This window comes from Bacillus sp. ISL-75, assembly GCF_018613095.1.
The window spans coordinates 1-20264 of the sequence record NZ_JAGGQX010000067.1; the positions used below are offsets into that span (position 1 = coordinate 1).

A 20264-nucleotide genomic window follows, 5' to 3' on the forward strand; every position below is an offset into this window, starting at 1 on the left:
CACTTTCTAATGGCAATATACATTCAATATAAGCTTGATCTATCTCTTCACATATGTAGGTTAAAAATCCGCTTGTGATTAGTTCTTGTTTTTCAGCTACTTCAACAGTTAACTCATTTTCAACCGCATCTACATAATGAATAATGGTATCTGTTACTTCTGGTGGAATCTGGCCACCGTCTTCTCCATATACTTTAAAACCGTTGTATTCTGATGGATTGTGACTTACTGTAATGACCACTCCAGAAAAAGCATTTAAATGGGCTTACAGCAAAAGAAAGTACTGGTGTCGGACGTAACTCATCAAATACACATGCCTTAATCCCGTGCTTTCCAACTGTTTTAGCCACCTCTAACGCAAACTCTGGCGACTTATGACGGGAATCGTAAGCAATGACAATTCCTCTCTGTTTTGCCACTTCCCCCTACTCTGAAATATAACAAGCAAGACCTTCTTGCCCTACGGATAATGTAAGTATTTAGACGATTAATACCGGGTCCAAGTTCTCCACGCATTCTGCCAGTACCGAATTCTAAGTGTTTATAAAAACTGTCCTCTAATAACTTTTCATTTCATGTAATTGATCATTTAAATCTTTTCTAATTTACTAAATGAGAACTATTTTTCTGCATTATCAAACCAAGTCATCGTGTATCTCCCATTTCTCTATGATGTCTACTATGTAAATTATGTTCTTAAACAATATAGGATAAATAATAAGCAACGGGCTATTTTTTCCACCACAAAAAGCAAAAAGAAGGGAGGACAAATGCCCCCCTTAAATACAAAAAGCTTCTTTTACCTTTTATTTTGGGCACTGAACATTGATGTCTTCCAATACGAAAAGGAATTACTAAACTAATGAAACTTCTAAATTATTAATTGTTTCTCTCCCAATAGAGTCATAAATGATTTTTGCCTTCTTAGCACTAGTAAGATCATAGCAGTTTCTACCATCAAGAATGATTGGGTTATTCATTAGTTTGCTATAAATAGATAAATCAAAATCTTTGACTTCATCCCATTCTGTAAAAATAAAACATACGTCTGCATCCATAAGAGTATCTTCAATAGAATAACAATAGGTGATATTCTCTGGGTATAGTTTCTCAAAGTTTTCAATACCCACTGGATCCCATGCTTTTACATTAGCCCCATCCTCAAGCATAATTGGGATATTGACTAATGATGGAGCCTCCCTTAAATCATCCGTACCTGGTTTGAAGGTTAATCCTAGAACTGCTACATTCAATCCTTTTAAACTATCAAAATACTTCCTTGATTTCTTTATTAATTTTAACTTTTGATTTTCGTTTACATCAATTGCTGCTTTAATCGTCTTTAATTCATGATCATGGAAATTGGCTAACCAGTGTAATGCCTTTGTATCTTTAGGGAAACAAGACCCTCCGTAACCGATACCTGAATTCAAAAACCTATTACCGATACGACTGTCATAACCCATACCAAGGGCAACATCTTCTATGTCTGCACCAATAATTTCACATAGGTTCGCGATTTCATTAATAAATGAAATTTTCAGTGCTAAAAAGTCATTAGATGCATATTTAATCATTTCCGCACTTTTCCTATTTGTAACCAAAATAGGTGCACCAAAATCCTTATATACTTCAGTTAATACCTCACCAGCAGAAGGTTCTTCTACACCTATTACAATCCTAGAGGCATTTAAGGTATCTCTAACTGCTGTACCTTGTGACAAAAATTCAGGATTTGAAGCTATACTTACTTTTACGTTATGAACAAGGTTAGCTTTGATTAAGTTCTCAATCTTATCATTTGTTCCGACTGGAACTGTAGATTTAATAACTACTACACAATCTTTCTCAATACTTTCAGCAATTTGTATAGCTACAGCATTGACATAACTTAAATTGGCTGAGCCATCTGGCTTTTCTGGAGTTCCAACTCCAATAAAGATAACATCAGCTTCTTTATAAGCTTCTTTGTAGTTGGTGGTAAAGTTCAATCTATCAATATTTTTTACCATTAACTCTTCAAGACCTGGTTCATAAATAGGAGAGATTCCTGAACTCATTAATAGTATTTTTCTATCATCTATATCTACACAAGAAACTGAATGTCCCTTTTCTGCTAAACATACACCGGTTACTAAGCCAACATATCCAGTTCCTGCTACAGCAATTTTCACTTTATATTCCACCTTTGATTTTATATTTTCATGCAATATAATTATTAAATAACTTAATTTTGTCTTATTTGGTTCTTACGTTAGATAAAAGAAAAATCAAATACTATTATAACCCAAATTTTTATCCTAGTATATATTGGTCATATTACAAAGATACCATTTATAGGGACACACTCCTACTAATTGGAAGCTTACTATTTCATTATAATATAATTTATTTAACTTACTCATAACAGCTCCATTGATGAGGGTAACTTCTCCTTACCTCCAGAGATATACCTTTAACCACAAAATAAAACTTAGCTACTTCTGAGCTGGATGACCTAGGCAGAACCAATAACCATCTGAGGATGATATTTCTGAACATTAGATTAGGTATTAAACTAGTAGGTTTTACCAATTAATTCCTAAATCTATTAGAGGGTTAAGTAATCTTCATAACTGTAACTGTAACTTCAATCCTAGCCGTCTGGTCAGCTCCCCCCTTACCTTTTAAGGTAGGAGATTGGAGGAATTTTTGGCAAAAACCATATTTTTAAATATAGTTAGTAGACGTCATATATCGTCATCCCATTTTCTTTAGAGAAGGTAGAAACCTCCTAAGCAACAATGGTAAATTGGACGGTATTAGCATCTAAATTCCTACCTTGTCTTACGTTTATATCCTAAATTAAATATTCTGAGAGGTGATAAAGTGTAAGACTATGATACAGGTGAAGTTCTCTTAGAGGAATTGGTCCAATTAGCATGGAGCAGTCATTAGCTTCATCAATTTGGGAAACCCTTAGAAAACTGAAAAACTAAGATTCTTCAGTACCTTTCTTACTCCAATTACAAAAAGTCTATTAGAAAACCAAAGTATAAGAACATTAAAAAAAGGTTTGAAAATATAGACTATATATATTTTTGGAGTTTACGAAAAATATCTTATAAAGACTAGATAGCCTAACATGATCCTTCATCAGCTTTTCACAGGTAGTTGAATAGAAGCTTATGAAGGAGTTTCTCTAGTTTGGGCACCAATCTAGCTTTCTTATTCTAGAATTGAGTGGAAATCACAAAATACGATTATGAAACATCAAAAAGTATCCTCTAACAATCTTTTGTTTGCTGAATTCCAATAAACTTTTATTTTAAGCTAGTACATAAATCCTTGATGATAGATAAATTCCAATTTAGAATAAAGTTTAATGTAGACCATACGGTCCACCGCGTTTAGAATTCCCAAAGCTGTAAACTACTAATTTTGTTGAATTAAGTTATGAAAAATCCCATTCATTATCATTCTTTTTTATATATATATATACTATTTTTCTTATGGTAGGTATTTGAATCATAAGAATTAAAAAAAGCAACAGGAAATTAATAAAATTTATATATTTATAACTCTGAGTATTTATTAGTGCACCAATAAAAATAGTTAATGTAACTAAAATATGATTTTTTAACGAAAAACCAATCCAGTGTTTATTTGAATAGTAACTTCTTCCAAGGAAAAAGAAAATATATGAAACACCTGTTGCAATTGCAGCTCCAATTGCACCAAATTTAGGAACCAAAATAATATTTAAAATAATATTGGGTATAATAGAAAGTATACTTACCAAAATATTCAAATGACTTTTTTTTGAAAAAACTATACCTAATGTAGTTGTTTCGCTTACTGTATACATAATTGGTTGCAAACATAGAAAACCTATAATAAATTTGGCATTCTCATAATCAGGCGATAATAAAATAACAATTAAATCCTTTAATAACAAAATCAAACAAAACAAAAAGGACATTATCAATAAAAGTACGTTACTAACTACTTTAAAATGCTTTATATCCTTGTTTTGATTATACCAACGATATGCTGTAGGAACCCAAAAACTTGTAAAACTGACCTGTAATATTGATAGAGTAGCTGATACTTTTAACGCTGCAGTAAAAATACCTATTTCAGAAAAATCACTCCATCTTCTTAGAGCTAATCTATCTAGTGAGTTCAATAAATTGTTAACTGATGCAGCAATGATTAAAGGGATACCAAATTTTAATAGTTTGAGAAATAAATCCTTATCAAAATAAAAGTTCTTGAAGTCTAAATATTTTCTATATCTAATTATTAGATATACATCACCAATAAGCTGACCTATTGCTGTAGAATAAACAACAGCTAAAAAGTCTTGCCTGATCATAGAGACAAAAAAGAGAGTTAAAATTAATATATTAATTTTTATTAAAACATTTATTACCGAATATTCTAATGCTTTTTCTTCCATTCTAATGGAAAGTAAAATAAACCGCTCAACAGTCATAAAAACTACAGTTAACCCAAATAATAAAGAAGCTGTATTGTACTTTCCTGAATCAAATAACAGTGTAGAAACAGTGTTGAGATTAGTACAGACGAAAAAGAATAAAACAATAGATAAAATTAAAGGTAATATCATTGCATTTTTTAATAAATTAACTTTATTTTTGGAATCATGATACTCTCTTGTATAGGACTGATCAAATCCCAAATACAAAAAGGTAACTATTAATGCTTGAAATAAAGTAAACATGCTTGCTTTACCAAATTCAGTTGGAGAAATAAAGTATGTGGTCAAAGGGATTGTTATAAAAGCTATAAATGCACCGGCTATTGGTCCTATTGAAAAACCTATAAGTCTTTTTAAAAAAATATTCATAGTATTAATAGAATAATTTCTATTATTCACCTCTTTTTGTGTTACTATTATTAATTTTTGCCCCTCGACAATCACCTTTATTAGAATAATTTCTCGAAATTTATACAAAATAAAAAACAGGACATAGTAATGAGTTTCAGTTATATCGAATGGGTTCTGTACTGATACTCAAACTCTTTTGAATTTTTAATAATATTGTTTCTTCACCAAATTCTGTGGTTTACACTCAATTCCAGAAATAAGTCGGCTAGCTTGGTGCCCAATCTATGGTAACTCCTTCATCAGCTTACAGACCACAAAGTTGGTGGAATCTTTCTAGATTTCTAAATCCAAAGGCACATCTTTTGATTGTTTAAATGTTATGTTAGTTCTTCAATTCGAACATTTCCTTCCAGTTTACCATGGTTTTCGCCACTAGATGGAATCCATAAAATGGACTGCTACATTCTAGTTAGATTCATTCCTCTATGAGTTTTTCACCTGTACCATAGTCTGGTGCTTTATGCACATCCTTGAATTGCTCTTTTAAGTAATAGGAAACAACTCTAGGTGCTCTTCGAACCGTCTTATGGTCGTTGCTTTTGATTAGCTGTTAACTTTTTAGTACCCTTTAAGAGAATAAAACGCCCATTTTTCTAGGCATGAAACTTCTTTCTTACTTAATCGAATGCTTGAGTCACCTTTTGCACCATATGATAATTATCAACGCCGATACTGGTCTCAGGAAATGTGATTTAACAGCTTTAAAGAACGGATTAACCATATCGTTAACTACTGTAGAAAAGAACCTATTTGAAGGATATTCTTGGATATGAGTAGTTGAATAGAACCGTATCTACGCTGATGATCCTTACCAACACACATCCGGTTTGTGAATCCATTAGAACATATGACCTTTTCGAACATCATCAAGGCTAAGAACTAACTCGTCGTTTTCTAAAACACTTTTAAGGTGTTGAAGAGGTGCTAAAAATGATACCTAATACATCTGAGCCTCAATAATATCTATTTATGAATTGCGTATACAGTATCCTCAATATCTTGCCAAGTTAAAATAATGCGATGATTATCTTCTTCAACTAATTGTGTTCCAGTTTGTACTTCTATTAATTCCAAGTCTTTTACAGCTTTAACTGCATGTTTTATACCAACAGGAATTTCAACTACGTCCCCTGGTCTAATAACTTTAAACTCATCATTTAAAAGAAGAACTCCCTCTCCTTTTACAATGGTCCATACTTCTCGACGGTAATTATGATATTGATAGCTTAAATTTTCACCAGCAGAAATATTAATACGTTTCGTTAATACCTCGGTTTGATCATCGTATTTGGTATGTTCAAGGACCCGGTACCAACCCCAGCGGCGTTCTTCGTACATAGGCCGTTGCTCCAAGTTTTCAATTAACTCCTTTACACGAGGACTTGCAACCTTTTCTGTAACTAAAATCCCGTCAGGACTAGCCGCAACTAGAATATTTGACAATCCTAGTACTGAAACTGGAATATCTAATTCATTAATAATATGTGTATTAATAGAGTCCTTACTCATATTTGCTCTACCAAGAATATTGGTTCCCATTTCTTCAGTTAATGTATTCCAAGTTCCCAAATCCTTCCAACTACCATCATATGGAAGTGCAATAATATTTTCTGTTTTCTCTACTACTTCATAATCAAAGCTTATTTTAGGTAATTGAGAATAATTTGTTAAAAGTTCTTGGTAATTGGTCGGCAAACCATTTACCTCTAATAATGAAATGATTTTATCTAACTTAAATGCAAATACTCCACAATTCCACAGAGCTTGTTGCTCTATCAATATTTTTGCCTCTTCAGTTTTTGGCTTTTCTTTAAAGTGACTAACTTTTACAACATCTTTAGTCGATTGTTCTAAATTCGGAACAATATAACCGTATTTTTCAGATGGAAATGTTGGTTTTACACCCATTAACGCCAAATCTGCGTTAGAGGATTTTAAAACATCTCCTAAGTCTAATAATCTTGCAAAGAATTTATCCTCTACAAATGGATCAACGGGTAAAACACCAACAATTTCATCTCGAGCTGTATTTTCGTGAGAAAATAAGTAGGATGCTGCTAACACAATAGCCGGAAAAGTATCTCTTCTTTCAGGTTCTACGATTATTGAGACATCTTTACCAATTTGACTTTGGAGCATTTCTACTTGGGTTTTGCTAGTAGCAATAACCGCTGATTCACTTAATCCTAATTTATCTAACTGACCCCAGACTCTTTGCACCATTGATTGCAATTCATTTTCTTCATTAATTAAAACTTTCAAAAATTGCTTAGATCTTGCATCATTAGATAATGGCCATAACCGTTTACCCGAACCTCCAGATAATAAAACTAACTTCAACTTAGTTCCTCCTCTAAATAAAAGATCTAATAATAATTTTCTCCACTAGATCTTTTTTACTAACTTTGTACAGGCCTTCTTTATAATATTCTTCAGCATGTTCAGTCCAATAAGATTTCACACCAAATAAAAGTTTGAACATGTTTATTAATCCATTCTCTAACAATAACTATTTCATCAGCACTACTAAAACCCTATCATGATTATCAATACACCTTAAAAACGATTATCAATATTTTTTCCATTAAGTCTTCTAACCCCTGATTTAGATATTGATGAAATCTTTGCTTCAACTTCACTATTTTTTGGTATCATTATTTAGTCAAAGCACATGATATCCAATTTCATATATACAAACTTCTATTTCTAACAAACTAGTTCATACCACAAAAATATTAATAATATTTCCTCCAAATGCAAATAAGTTGCTACCAACAATAGCAACTTCTTAATGGTATCTTTCCCCTTTTTACCTACTTTTTCCTTTTGGCATATTCTGTTTCAACGATTTCTCGTAGCTTATCTCTAAATAGAACTTCTGAAAATTTCAAAGCATTTCTTCTACAATTTTCAGCACTAAATAAATGAATATTGTCCTCAAACTTATGAACAGCACTCACAATACTATCAGCACTCTGTTCATAAAAGTGTAGTCCTGTAGGTTCGTTTGATGAATCGATACCTTCTACTGTTTCCAAAGCTCCACCTTTACCATAAGCAATAACCGGTGTTCCACAAGCCTGTGCTTCAACTGGAGTAATACCAAAATCCTCTTCTGCAGCAAAAATAAAAGCTATTGCATTTTGCATATGTTCTTTAAGAATATCAAACGATTGATATCCTAACAACTTAACATTTTTTCCAGCCTTTTGTTTAATCTTATTAAAATCAGGGCCATCACCAATAACTATTAATTCCTTGTCAGGCATTTTTGAAAAAGCATCTACAATAATATCTATTTTTTTATAAGGCACCATTCTCGAAGCTGTCATATAAAAATTGGACTTATCTTTTTTTATCGTAAAACTAGACACATCTACAGGTGGATAAACTACTTTCGCTTCACGTCTATATACCTTCCAAATTCTCCTCGAAATAAAGGAAGAGTTTGATAAGAATATATCAACTCCATTTGAAGTACGATAATCCCAATTCCTTATTTTATGCAATAAAAATTTTACAGCAATCCCTTTAATTCCATTTTCCAAATTAGCCTCTTTTAAATACTGATGTTGTAAGTCCCATGCATATCTAATTGGTGAATGAACATAGGAAATATGAAGCTGATCTGGGCCTGTTATCACTCCTTTAGCAACTGCATGAGAACTCGATATGATTATTTCATAGCTTGATAAGTCAAGTTGCTCAATTGCTAAAGGCATTAATGGTAGGTAACTTCTATATTTTTTTTTTGCGAATGGTAATTTTTGAATAAATGTGGTTTTTACGGTTTTATTTTTTATAAATTTTCTCTCATCGTTTTGGATAAAGTCTACAACACTAAATAAATCTGCTTCCGGATAAACCTCAAGCATCTGTTCTAATACCTTCTCTGCACCAGCATATGTGATAAGCCAATCATGGATTATTGCAATCTTCATTATGGAATTTCTCCTATTTAAGAATTTCAATTACTTTTTTAACTGTTTTTCTCCAACGGTATTTTTCACTTTGTTTAATACTTTTTTCTTTTAATTCATTAGTTAAGTTACTCTCGTTATATAAGCGATTTATTTGTTTTACAAGGCTATTTGAATTATATGGATCAAAATATAATGGTGCATCACCACATATCTCGGGTATTGATGCAGCCGTCGAGGCTAAAACAGGGCACCCAAAACTCATAGCTTCTATTGGTGGAAGTCCAAATCCTTCGTAGATAGATGGGAATATAAATGCTTTAGCATGCTTATATAACGCTTTTAGTTCCTCGTCACTAACATATCCAACAAACTTGATATTTCCTTCTAGTGCTATAGATGAATTAGAAAATATTTTCGATTGTGTTCCACCCGCAATTACAAACTGGCAATTAATATTATCTAATTTATTCAACGCATCTTCCACAATTTGAAAGTTTTTATTAGGATGTAAACTACTGACTGCTAATATATAATCCCCAGGAACAATTTGATGTTTATTCAATATACTATTATCCAATTTACCTCTAAGCATATGATCTATACCTAAATAAATAGGTTCAATCTTTCCTATTAATAATGGAATATAAGACTCTAACTCTTTTTTAGAAAATTCAGAGACAGTTATTACTTTTTTAGACATTAAAGATAGAGCTTTAATTATATTCCTGTAAACAAAAACAAACTTCTTCGAATAACCACCAGGCTTTGAAAAAACTGCAGCATCATGAATAAATACAATTTGATTTTTTTTTAGTACAGGACCCGTATTACAGAAATTTATTAGCATACCTGCCTTTGTGTAGAATGGCAAATTAAACTGCTCCCATAGGTGACCTTTAAAATATCCCACACTTTTAACTTTAATACTTTTTAGGGTAAGTTTCCTTATTTCTACTTTAGGTGTTAGAATAATAAAATCTATATCATTATTTAATTCATGTTGACTAATTTGTTTATCTAATTCCTTTACTATTTCGTCTGCAACTCTTTGAACGCCGGTGACCCTTTGCGTTAAAAATCTTCCATTAATAAATATTGTCTTCTTCATTTTTTCTCAGGCACCTTTACGGTTTTTATCATTTTAAGGTATCGAATTAATGCTTTTAGTTTAATATAGTTAAATTAAATATACATTTATACCTGTATTAGTATTATGCATATAGTAAATTTTTACTAATAAATTAGAAGCAATTAGACTTCCTTATAGATTGAAATATGTGTTTTAGATTTTTTATATTCTTCTTTATTGACTTACCTATTATTAATTAGGTTAAAAATATTGTTTCAAGTTTTTTATTCAACTTAGTAATGTCATAAACTTCTTCTATCGATTTTCTCCCTTTAATTCCCATTTCATTCAGTAGGTTCTTATTCCGAATTACAAACTCCAACTTTTCTGTTAATCCATCGATATCTTTTTCAGCGACTAAAAAGCCATTTCTTCCATCTTCAATTAGTTCGGGAATACCACTGTGATAAGTAGACATTACTGGTACTTTCATAGCCATTGATTCCATTAATACTACCGGTATACCTTCCATATCCCCATCTGCGCTAGTTACACTTGGTGCTAACAATAAATCACTATTTTTCATAATATCTATTACTTCTTCTTGTTCTTTCCATCCAAGAATATTAATATTATCTGCTAATCCATAATTATTTATCAAAGAATTTATTGAATCATATAACGGTCCATCACCAATAATTTGATATTTTATTTTCTGACCTTGTTTAACAAGTTGAGAAATTGCATGAATAGCATACTCGACACCCTTTTTTTCAACAAAACGAGCTACCGTAACAATATTAAATTCTGTATCCTCCCTATCTTTTTTTACATAAGAGTTAAATTTACTTAAATCAACACCCATTTTATGAACTATTATATTCGTTGGTTCACAACCTAAATGAATAAGTTTTTCCTCCCAAAATTTACTAATCGGGAGGAAAAAATCACCCTTTTTAAATAAAAAATTATAACACTTATCACCATTATTTTTAATATAAGTTGTCATATCATTTCCATGGAAAGTGGTGTATACCTTACCATTAATAACTCCTATATCTTTTAAACAGGCGCCAAGTATTCCATTGGGACCAAAATGGCAATGAATGATGTCAAAATCTTTTTTATCATTGTCAATGAGAGCCAGTGCACTATAGAATAATCTTAATGATAGAGCCTCTTTTCCATATTTAACAAAATTTAAAGATTTTAATATTGCCTTTGGGGTTTTGGGAAGACTACTCAAGGATTTAAAAAACGCCTTAAATACTCTCTTGTCGAATCTTTTAGGAATACTATAATATATACAACTACTAATTAGATTATATTTATCTACATCAAAATGTTGCTTTAATTCTTTTTCTGGCTTTTTTGCCAATATTGAAACTGAATGTCCTTGATCTATCAAACCAGTGATTTGATTTAATATAAAGGTTTCAGAGATTTTCGGAAACTCCCCTACTATGAAAAGAATATTCATATAGAACTCCTTTGACTTTGTTAATTGTTTTTTTAGTTTACAATGGTAGCTTTATTGATTTTTTATTAAATGTAGATTTTTCCCCAGGTAAAGCCAAAATAGAATATTAAAAGGAAATATTTCTAGCATATTAGTGAATAAACATGACATTAATATTCCAGCTATTAAAGATACACAAATAAGAAGTGTAAGCTTTTGTTCTTTATCATTTGAATTATTAATCATAGAAATAAACCTAGTTAGAATCACGATAAAAAACAGTAGGAATAAAATAATGCCAATCAATCCAGTTTGTTCAAATATTGCTAAATACTGATTATCCACTGAATAATTACTACCATCCCTCCCTATACTTATTAACCTCTTACTTGCAGCACCTACTTTTCCTAGGCCTTTACCTACAAGAATTTCGATCCTATCATCTCTTGTATTATTACTACTCCAAATTGCAATCCTTTCTTTAAGGGATTCACTAGAGAGTATTGAAGTTTTTGTTGAAATGATATTTAGTGCTCCAATAATTATTATTGGAATAATAATTAAGATTATCGAAATTCTCCTTATGATTATTTTGCTTAAATATAATTTTGATTCTATAATCAGACTTACTACCTGAGCAATTAACCAAAATAATATAGCTGTTCTAATTGTTGACAGTACTAGAAATACAAATGTAGTAATCTTTATTATTCTCTTTGTATATCTTTTAGAAGTGATTTTTGGATCCTTTTCTAAAAGGAAACCCAATAACGCTAACATAACAGCGTAAGTATCAGGTGAGCCTACTATTGATGGTAGTCTAGGTAACCCTCCGATAAAGTGCTTTACATTAATACCATATACGAAGCCCCAGCTCACAAGAGTATCTACTCCCACAAAATATTGTAAGACCCATACGCTAATCAAAGTGATATACAAGTAAACAAGGCATTTTTTAAAAACTATTGAGACCTCTTTTGCAAACACATATCCTACAAATAGAAAGCTTATTGGTAGTAGGGTGATTTTCATACCGTATATCCAATAATAAATTTCTCTATCCACAAGTAAAAAATTAATAGTTCCTATTAGCATAAAAAACGCAAAAAGAACTAATAATCCGTAAATGAAGTAATAACTTCTTTTTATAAAAACAATTTTAAATAAACAATATAATGATAACACAACCAAAATTAAATCTTTTAAACTTCTTAATAATAATGACTCTAAATAAATAGAAATTATTCCATATACAGAACAATATAAAATAGTAATAAGCAATGTTATTTCAATTGGGCTAATATTATCCTTTTTATCGATATTAATCATGTTGCCCCCTGTATATCAGTAACTAGTTTTTAGAACTAATTTTTTTTACATTTTCCAATTTTCTATATTCCTCTATATATTGGTCTGTTATTACATCAGTACTAAATTGCTTTAAATAATCCATAATGTTAGTAGAAAGCTCAGATACGACTGAAGGATCATTACTTATTTTCTCAATTATACTCTCGAACTCATCTTCATTATGAGGATCATAGATATATCCAGTTTTTCCATGGAGCACAATTTCTGGTATACCACCTAAGTTTGTAGCAATAACAGGTTTTCCATAGGAATATGCTTCAATTATTACCCTTCCAAACGGTTCATTCCAAAGAGAAGGGATTAAAACCATATCAACTTTTGGTAGAATATCAGAAGGATTTACAAACCCAACAAACTTTATATTATTTGAATATTTATTATTATCTAGATTTTCTTTTATCTCTGAATCGTATATTTCACCCGCAATATATAATTCAATACTCGTATGATCTTGAAATTTATCTATTATTTTTTCTATCCCTTTTGATTTTTCTATTCTTCCCATGTAAAGAAACTTCATTTTTTCTCCTTTTTCTTTAATTTGAATCTGATTGGGATGAATAGTATTCACTCCATTGAAAATTCTAGTTGAAGATACGTCTTTAAAGTAGCCGTTACTTTTATGATGATTTAAAACAAATTCGGATATACCTACAACAGAATTAACATATTGATTATTTGTAATACCCTTTTTATAGAAGTTTAATACAGAGCATTCCGAACACATCTTTTTGCAGTTTTCATTGTTTTTATACATCGTTCCTTTAGAACACATTAAACTATAGTCTCGTAAAGTATGAATAATAGGAATATTATTTTCTTTAGCAAGTATCCAGGGCAACATTGAAAAACCAGAAAGATTATTAGTATGAATTATATCTGGTTCCTCTATCTGAATTATTTCTAATAATTTCTTCTTAAAGAAAAAATTATTATTATCAAGTAGGTGCCAAGCAATTTTTTTTAGTGCGTGGTGGTTGTGATGGTTACCAAACCAATATAAATTTCTATTATTCAGGTAATATACCTTTACTCCATTAACATTATCATTTCTATCTAATGGTTCTGTCGTAACAATTATTGGGGTGACTCCTTTATCTTTTAATGATTCTGCTAAAGCTTGTACAGATATTTCAGCCCCTCCAACCCTATTTGGATAATATAGTGTATTAAAAATTAAAACTTTCATATTTTCTCCTACCATATTTGTATATTTTTTTATACTTGGATAATGATTCGATTCGGAAAGTAATTAAGTTAACTACCTTTAATAATTTGATGTGCTGGTACTCCTCCTAGCAATGAACCATCTAATTCACAACTCTTAGTGACACAACTATTAGGAAGTATAGTTACATTATTACCAATCTTTATATTCCCTATTAGTGTACTGTTACAACTAATAAAAACATTGTCCCCAATTAGAGGTGCTTTATTATTATTATAATTAACACCTATGGTTACGGATTGGTGAATGGTTAAGTTTTCCCCAATAATTGCGTCTTTTGATATGATAATATTAGTGCAATGGGGTATAAAAACTCCCCTACCAATTTTAGCTTGAGGGTGTAATTCAACACCAGTTATATTTCGAAAAGGAATATATAGTACAAAAAATAAAATTGAATATAACAACTTATATAAAAAATTCTTTCTTTCATATAGGTAATTTAACGTTCTATATATTAAGAGTGCATAAATACCATTATAGTAAAATAGACACATAAATTTATGAGGCAAGCCACGTCCATCAGTATACCTTTTTATATCTGACATAATCTTTATTTTCAATTGTATCACCCCTAAAAAAATAAATAGAAGGAACGTGACACTCCTTCTATTTAAAAACAAAATTCCCCATACAAAAAACGTATTATAATTACATATATTATCTTTATTATTATAGAAATTAGTATGCCCCTTTTCGTAAAATGACTAATAAAATTGTTTTAAGCATAATCTTTATATCTAGCCACAACGACTGATTATAAGCATAATATAGTTCAATATCTACACGATCTGGATATCCGACATCACTTCTTCCACAAACTTGCCAATATCCAGTTATTCCAGGTTTTACAGAAAGAAAAACTTCTTTCCTATTTTTATATTCATCTAATTCTTCTAAAACTACTGGTCTAGGACCTACGAGACTCATGTCACCTTTAAGTACATTTATAAATTGAGGAAGTTCATCCAAACTGGTCTTTCGGATAAACCTTCCAAAACTAGTGATTCTCGGATCCTCATCTTGTTCTAATTTATAATTATTCTTAATATACTTCTGGTGTAACTCCTCATTTTCTCGTAATTTTTTCTCCGCATCTACTACCATTGATCTAAATTTATAAATATAAAACTCCTGACCGTATTTACCTATTCTTACTTGTTTAAAGAAAACGGGGCCTTTATTTGGCCCGAAAATGTAAAATGACATAACCACCAATTGAATTGGAAAGGTTAATAAAATACCAGTCATAGCACCAATAACATCTATTATCCTCTTAATGACATAATATACAGGAGCAGAACTATTAACATTTAAATCAACTATCTCACTATTGGATTGCGTTTTCACCTATTTTCCTCCTAACATAGTGAGTTCTTTTTCTATAATTTCTCTCATATATTTTTTAAGGTCATCCCTTAATTCATGATTTTGAAGTGCAAATTCAATTGTTGTTGTTATAAACCCTAATTTCTCACCAACATCATATCTTTTCCCTTCAAAGTCATACGCAAATACTCTTTGAATTTCATTTAAACGTTGAATGGCATCCGTTAATTGAATTTCCCCACCTGCACCTTTTTCCTGACGGTCAAGGAACATAAAGATTTCTGGTGTTAAGATGTAACGACCCATAATCGCTAAGTTTGAAGGCGCTGTTCCTTGTTTTGGTTTTTCAACGAAGTTACTCACTTGGTAACGACGTCCCTCTTGAGATGAAGGGTCGATAATCCCATAACGGTGTGTTTCATTTTCTGCTACTTGTTGCACTCCAATTACTGAAGAGAATGTTTCTTCATATTGATTAATCAATTGCCGTAAGCACGGAGTTTCACTCTGAACAATGTCATCACCTAACAGAACGGCAAAAGGCTCATTGCCAATAAAGTTTCGAGCAGACCAGACCGCATGTCCAAGTCCCTTTGGTTCTTTCTGGCGGATGTAATGGATATCTGCTAGATTTGTAGCGTACTGAACTCTTTCTAGTAGATCGTATTTTTCTTTCTCGATTAAATTCTGTTCCAACTCGATTGCATTATCAAAATGGTCCTCGATCGCACGTTTCCCTTTACCAGTTACAATGATAATGTCCTCAATACCAGCTGCAACAGCTTCCTCCACTATGTATTGAATAGTAGGCTTATCAACAATTGGTAACATTTCTTTTGGCATCGCTTTTGTTGCTGGCAAAAATCTTGTCCCTAACCCTGCAGCTGGAATGATTGCTTTTCTTACTCTTTTCACCTTTCATACCCCCAAATAATATTTCGCTTATCTAAGAAATCCTTTTATCAACTAAAGCACTATGGGCAAAAAAATAAATACCTAATGGAATTGCAAGTGCTTACACCACTTATTCTTTCATTAGATATTTAAGATTAATTTTTAAAAATCGGGCATCTAACCCGGCCTCACATCATGCTTTTGACGACATGCGTCTAAGGTCCTCTGATGGACCCACAGCACAATCGAGTGCCCCCATCGATAACGGGCAGGGAGCCTCGCCGATCAGGCAATATAGCCTGATAAAGTTGTAAAATGATAATTTGTAAACTCTGATCGGCTTAGTCGGTTAAAATATTTTAAAGAACTTTTTCTTCTTAATTCGCTCTGGTACTTCTTTATAGACGTGACTGCCTTCAATTACAAGTTCCGCATTCTCTTGGAACAAATAAACCATGTCATTCCCGTACTTTGCTTGAATATTGTCAAATGCTTCTCTCATTTTAAAAGTCCGGTTACTTGTATTATGTGCATCCGATGCAATGAAGTGAGTTAAATTTGCTTCAATTAATTGCAGAGAAAAATTCTTAATCTTTTTTCCAAAATCTCCGCAAACACTAGCCGCAGTAACCTGGGATAATGCTCCCTTTTTCACAAACTGATAAAGAAGCTCGGGACGTTCAATGATTTCCTGGTTCCGTTCCGGATGAACAATCACTGGAATAAGTCCCTTCGTTTGCAAATCATAAAACAACTTCTCCGTGTATCTCGGGACATGGCTAGACGAAAACTCTACCAATACATATTGTGTGTTATCTATTGGAAGGATTTCGCCTGTTTCATAGCCATCAACCATTTCCCCATAAATCCGTGTTTCCTGACCCGGAAGAACGTTTAAATCAATCTTTTCATCTAGTAAAATCTTGTTTAACTCTTTGACTCTATTAATAATTGTCTGTTTTGGGTTTTCGTAACGGTTGTTCAAATGATGCGGCGTAGCAACAATCGTATGAATCCCTTGTTCGACAGCCTTCTTGGCCATTTCAATACTTTCCGACAAATCCCTTGCCCCGTCATCAATACCAGGTAATATATGACAATGTAAATCAATCATTGGTCACACACTCTTTCCAAAATACTGTTATTTTTTAACGACTTTTTTAATAGTAACACTGGTTGAGGTAGGAATTTGTCGAAACTTGTCACTTTGCCCCGTAATAATAGTAATAGTCATTACTTTGTAGTTCTTTATGATTCAAGACCACACCAAGCAATTTACTTTGGGCATGTTCAAGCAATTCCTTACTCTTTTTCGCTTGATCGATTTCGGTTTTCTCACTATACACAACCAGTATCGAGCCATCACATTGATTCGCAAGGATTTGCGGATCAGCCACCGCTAATAATGGCGGAGTATCGAAAATAATATATTCGAATTCAGCATTTGCATCTTCAATAAATTGTTCCATTGATTTGGAACTTAACAACTCAGCAGGATTGGGTGGAATCGGTCCACTTGTTAAAATGTATAAATCCTGTTCCTGTGTTTCAAGAACTGTTTTTTCAAGAGTTCTTTGCTTGGTTAAAACGGTCGTAAATCCAAAAAGGTTATTCACAGCAAATGTATGATGAACAGTTGGTTTACGAAGATCGGCATCGACTAGCAACACCTTTTTGCCAAGCTGTGCAAACGTAACCGCTAGGTTCGCCGCTGTCGTCGACTTACCTTCACCAGGTCCTGAAGAGGTAACCATGATGGCTCTTATTTCTTGATCAATCGAGGAATACTGAATATTTGTACGAATCGTCCGGTATTGCTCAGAAATCGGAGACTTCGGATCGACCGCTGTAACAAGCTTACGACTTGCATCTTTACTGTTTAATTTCTTCTTTCTAAGAACCAAATGTCTCACCTCTTACTGTTGATTTTCTTGCTGCACGACGTGCTGCTGATTCTTCCATCTTTTGGTCATCAATCGTCGCGATGACACCTAGTATCGGAAGTCCTAAGACTTTTTCAACATCTTGTTCGTTTTTAATCGTGTTATTAAAGTACTCAAGTAAGAATGAAAGTCCGACACCAGCCATTAAACCAACAACGATCGCAATTGCGACATTCAATAATGGTCTTGGTTTAATTGGGGCAGGGTTTTCGGTAACATCTGCTTTTGCCAAGATGCTCACATTGTCAACATTCATGATATTAGCAATCTCTTTTTTGAACACTTCCGCCGTTTTGTTAGCAATTTGTGCAGCTACATCTGCACTAGGGTCCTGAACCGACAAGTTAACAACTTGGGAATCCTTTTCGCTGCCCACGGTAATCTTTCCTTTTAATTGTGCAGCTGTCATGTTTAAATCAAGTTCTTCCGAAACTTTATCTAGTATCGCCGGACTTGTAATGATTACATTATAGGTGTTAATTAATTGAAGGTTTGTTTGTACTTCATTCGCGCTATACAAAGATTGTTCACTTTTCTTTTGGTTAACGAGAATCTGTGTAGAAGCTTGGTAAATCGGGGTTAAGAAAAAGTAACTTACGACTCCACTAACAATTGCAGCAATTAACGTTATCGACACGATCAATAATAATCGTTTTTTCAATGTCTCGAGCAACTCTTTTAAACTAATAGTCTCTTCCATTTCGGCCTCCTAAAGTTTCAATACAAAACATTGTATATTATACCATAATTTGTCGTGTTTTGTTTTTTTTTGTCTATTTAATAACCACTTAACCAATTAAACACCATTTTTACAGAAATTTGAAGAGTAAATGACTATTTGGCAGTAATTTCTTTTTTTGTTAACTAACTAAACTAATTTGAATGCTTCTTTGTAAATATTTGTAGATATAAAATGAAATTGAGCAAATTTTTGATTCTCGTCTGCTATAATTATTATGCAATCTATTTTTGGGGGTATTTTTAGTTATGCAGAAATTTTTAACGGCATTATTAGCCGTCGGATTCCTTATTACGCTCTATTTAGGTCAATCCCATTGGAACCAAGAACGGCAAGCATCGGCAAAAAATAAACCAATTAAACAGTCATCGACAACCAAGATAGATGATCAGAATTCCGAGGAGCAGAAATTACTAGAGTTCACAAGTAATTGGCCTACCAATGCAGTCGAGCAATTTAGGCAATCCTTACAAGCGGACAAACCCTTTACCATTCTGTTCGCTGGTTCTCCTGCGCTTGGTTCGGAAACGGATGGTTCTTTTCCGCTTATTAAAGAACAATTACTGAAAACATTTGGCGAACAACATATCAAAGTCGAACTTAAAACTTTTAACTCCACTTCAACCCAATTGCTCTACTATAAGAAACAAACGGAAATTGCTGATGTGAATGCTGATTTAATTATCTTAGAGCCATTTATTCTCATGAATAATGGGGAAGTCCTAATCAAAGATACCTTAGAAAATACCTCTAAAATCATTGATGACATCAAGAAGAACAAACCTGAAACAGCTTTTATCTTGCAGCCATCCTTCCCGCTTTATCAAGCAGAAATCTACCCACATCAGGTAGAAGAGCTAAAAAAGTATGCACAGGAAAAGCAGCTTACCTATCTCGACCATTGGTCCTCATGGCCTGATCCAAATACTGCCGAGATGAAAGACTATCTGCTACCAGACATGAGTGCCCCAAGTGAACAAGGGAACCACGTGTGGAGTGAGTACATACTGAAATTTTTAACTAACAGCAAGAGCGAATCAGAATAATGATTCGCTTTTTTTAATTCATGTAACCGCAAGGTCACCAAGATTTCATAACCAGGCCAACCCAATAATAGTGAAATTCAGTTTATCAGTTGCAAACGTTACCAATATTAATACGCTATATAATAGAAGAAACTAGGATTTTTATCCTTTCTTCAATTTAAAAAAGGCTGTCGAGTTTTACTTCGACAGCCCTTTGTTTATATATATATATATGATTAGACAGCCATCAAGTTTTTGAGGTCTGCTGTTAAGTCTGCGATTAGTTTTTCTGGGGTGATAGCTTTCTCGTTTTTGCCTGTTTCGTATGCCTTTCTCACAATCTCTGAGAAATTATCTACATTGGCTCTATTAGTCTCCTTCTTCAACTCC

At 32.4% G+C, this 20264-nt stretch carries 16 protein-coding genes and 1 pseudogene; 1 reads left to right on the forward strand and 16 read right to left on the reverse strand.

Annotation, left to right across the window (positions count from 1 at the left end; all coding sequences use genetic code 11):
• From J7E63_RS24860 to J7E63_RS24930, 15 genes and pseudogenes are all read right to left on the reverse strand, one after another.
• Window positions 1-573: pseudogene (locus tag J7E63_RS24860) on the reverse strand (phosphohexomutase domain-containing protein); the annotation flags it as partial.
• Between the two features lie 281 nt (window positions 574-854).
• On the reverse strand, window positions 855-2174 hold the full coding sequence (locus tag J7E63_RS24865; protein WP_215017456.1) for a UDP-glucose dehydrogenase family protein: 1320 nt from the start codon (window positions 2172-2174) through the stop codon (window positions 855-857).
• A gap of 1259 nt (window positions 2175-3433) precedes the next feature.
• Window positions 3434-4927 carry a lipopolysaccharide biosynthesis protein gene (locus J7E63_RS24870; protein ID WP_308162011.1) on the reverse strand — a complete coding sequence of 498 codons (1494 nt, stop codon included), beginning with the start codon at window positions 4925-4927 and terminating at the stop codon, window positions 3434-3436.
• Window positions 4928-5857: 930 nt separating this feature from the next.
• Window positions 5858-7234, reverse strand: a complete 1377-nt coding sequence (locus J7E63_RS24875; protein WP_215017458.1) for a sugar phosphate nucleotidyltransferase — start codon at window positions 7232-7234, stop codon at window positions 5858-5860.
• Between the two features lie 473 nt (window positions 7235-7707).
• Complete coding sequence (locus J7E63_RS24880) at window positions 7708-8835, reverse strand: glycosyltransferase family 4 protein (protein WP_215017460.1); 1128 nt, start codon at window positions 8833-8835, stop codon at window positions 7708-7710.
• A 13-nt stretch (window positions 8836-8848) separates the two neighbouring features.
• On the reverse strand, window positions 8849-9925 hold the full coding sequence (locus J7E63_RS24885; RefSeq protein WP_215017462.1) for a glycosyltransferase family 4 protein: 1077 nt from the start codon (window positions 9923-9925) through the stop codon (window positions 8849-8851).
• 217 nt (window positions 9926-10142) lie between these two features.
• Window positions 10143-11366 carry a glycosyltransferase gene (locus J7E63_RS24890; RefSeq protein ID WP_215017464.1) on the reverse strand — a complete coding sequence of 408 codons (1224 nt, stop codon included), beginning with the start codon at window positions 11364-11366 and terminating at the stop codon, window positions 10143-10145.
• Between the two features lie 51 nt (window positions 11367-11417).
• Complete coding sequence (locus J7E63_RS24895) at window positions 11418-12674, reverse strand: O-antigen ligase family protein (protein WP_215017467.1); 1257 nt, start codon at window positions 12672-12674, stop codon at window positions 11418-11420.
• 22 nt (window positions 12675-12696) lie between these two features.
• The gene (locus J7E63_RS24900) at window positions 12697-13905 is read right to left on the reverse strand and encodes a glycosyltransferase family 4 protein (protein WP_215017469.1); all 1209 of its coding nucleotides are present in this window, start codon (window positions 13903-13905) and stop codon (window positions 12697-12699) included.
• A gap of 68 nt (window positions 13906-13973) precedes the next feature.
• Entirely contained in the window at window positions 13974-14507 is a 534-nt protein-coding gene (locus J7E63_RS24905) for a serine O-acetyltransferase (RefSeq protein ID WP_215017471.1), read from the reverse strand.
• Between the two features lie 118 nt (window positions 14508-14625).
• On the reverse strand, window positions 14626-15270 hold the full coding sequence (locus J7E63_RS24910) for a sugar transferase (protein WP_374193799.1): 645 nt from the start codon (window positions 15268-15270) through the stop codon (window positions 14626-14628).
• 24 nt (window positions 15271-15294) lie between these two features.
• Window positions 15295-16188, reverse strand: coding sequence for a UTP--glucose-1-phosphate uridylyltransferase GalU (gene galU, locus J7E63_RS24915; protein ID WP_215017473.1), 894 nt, complete (start codon window positions 16186-16188; stop codon window positions 15295-15297).
• Between the two features lie 328 nt (window positions 16189-16516).
• Window positions 16517-17281, reverse strand: coding sequence for a tyrosine-protein phosphatase (locus tag J7E63_RS24920; RefSeq protein ID WP_215017475.1), 765 nt, complete (start codon window positions 17279-17281; stop codon window positions 16517-16519).
• A gap of 88 nt (window positions 17282-17369) precedes the next feature.
• Window positions 17370-18071, reverse strand: coding sequence for a CpsD/CapB family tyrosine-protein kinase (locus J7E63_RS24925; protein WP_215017477.1), 702 nt, complete (start codon window positions 18069-18071; stop codon window positions 17370-17372).
• Window positions 18061-18810 (reverse strand): YveK family protein, encoded by a 750-nt coding sequence (locus J7E63_RS24930; protein WP_215017479.1) that lies wholly within the window; start codon window positions 18808-18810, stop codon window positions 18061-18063. Before J7E63_RS24930 ends, J7E63_RS24925 begins: the two co-directional genes overlap by 11 nt.
• Before the next feature lie 287 nt (window positions 18811-19097).
• On the opposite strand from J7E63_RS24930, the gene J7E63_RS24935 reads away from it, so the two are divergent.
• Window positions 19098-19895 (forward strand): SGNH/GDSL hydrolase family protein, encoded by a 798-nt coding sequence (locus J7E63_RS24935; protein ID WP_215017481.1) that lies wholly within the window; start codon window positions 19098-19100, stop codon window positions 19893-19895.
• 215 nt (window positions 19896-20110) lie between these two features.
• Here J7E63_RS24935 and J7E63_RS24940 read toward each other — a convergent pair whose 3' ends face one another.
• Window positions 20111-20260, reverse strand: coding sequence for a YwzD family small protein (locus J7E63_RS24940; protein WP_215017483.1), 150 nt, complete (start codon window positions 20258-20260; stop codon window positions 20111-20113).
• Window positions 20261-20264 lie beyond the last annotated feature (4 nt).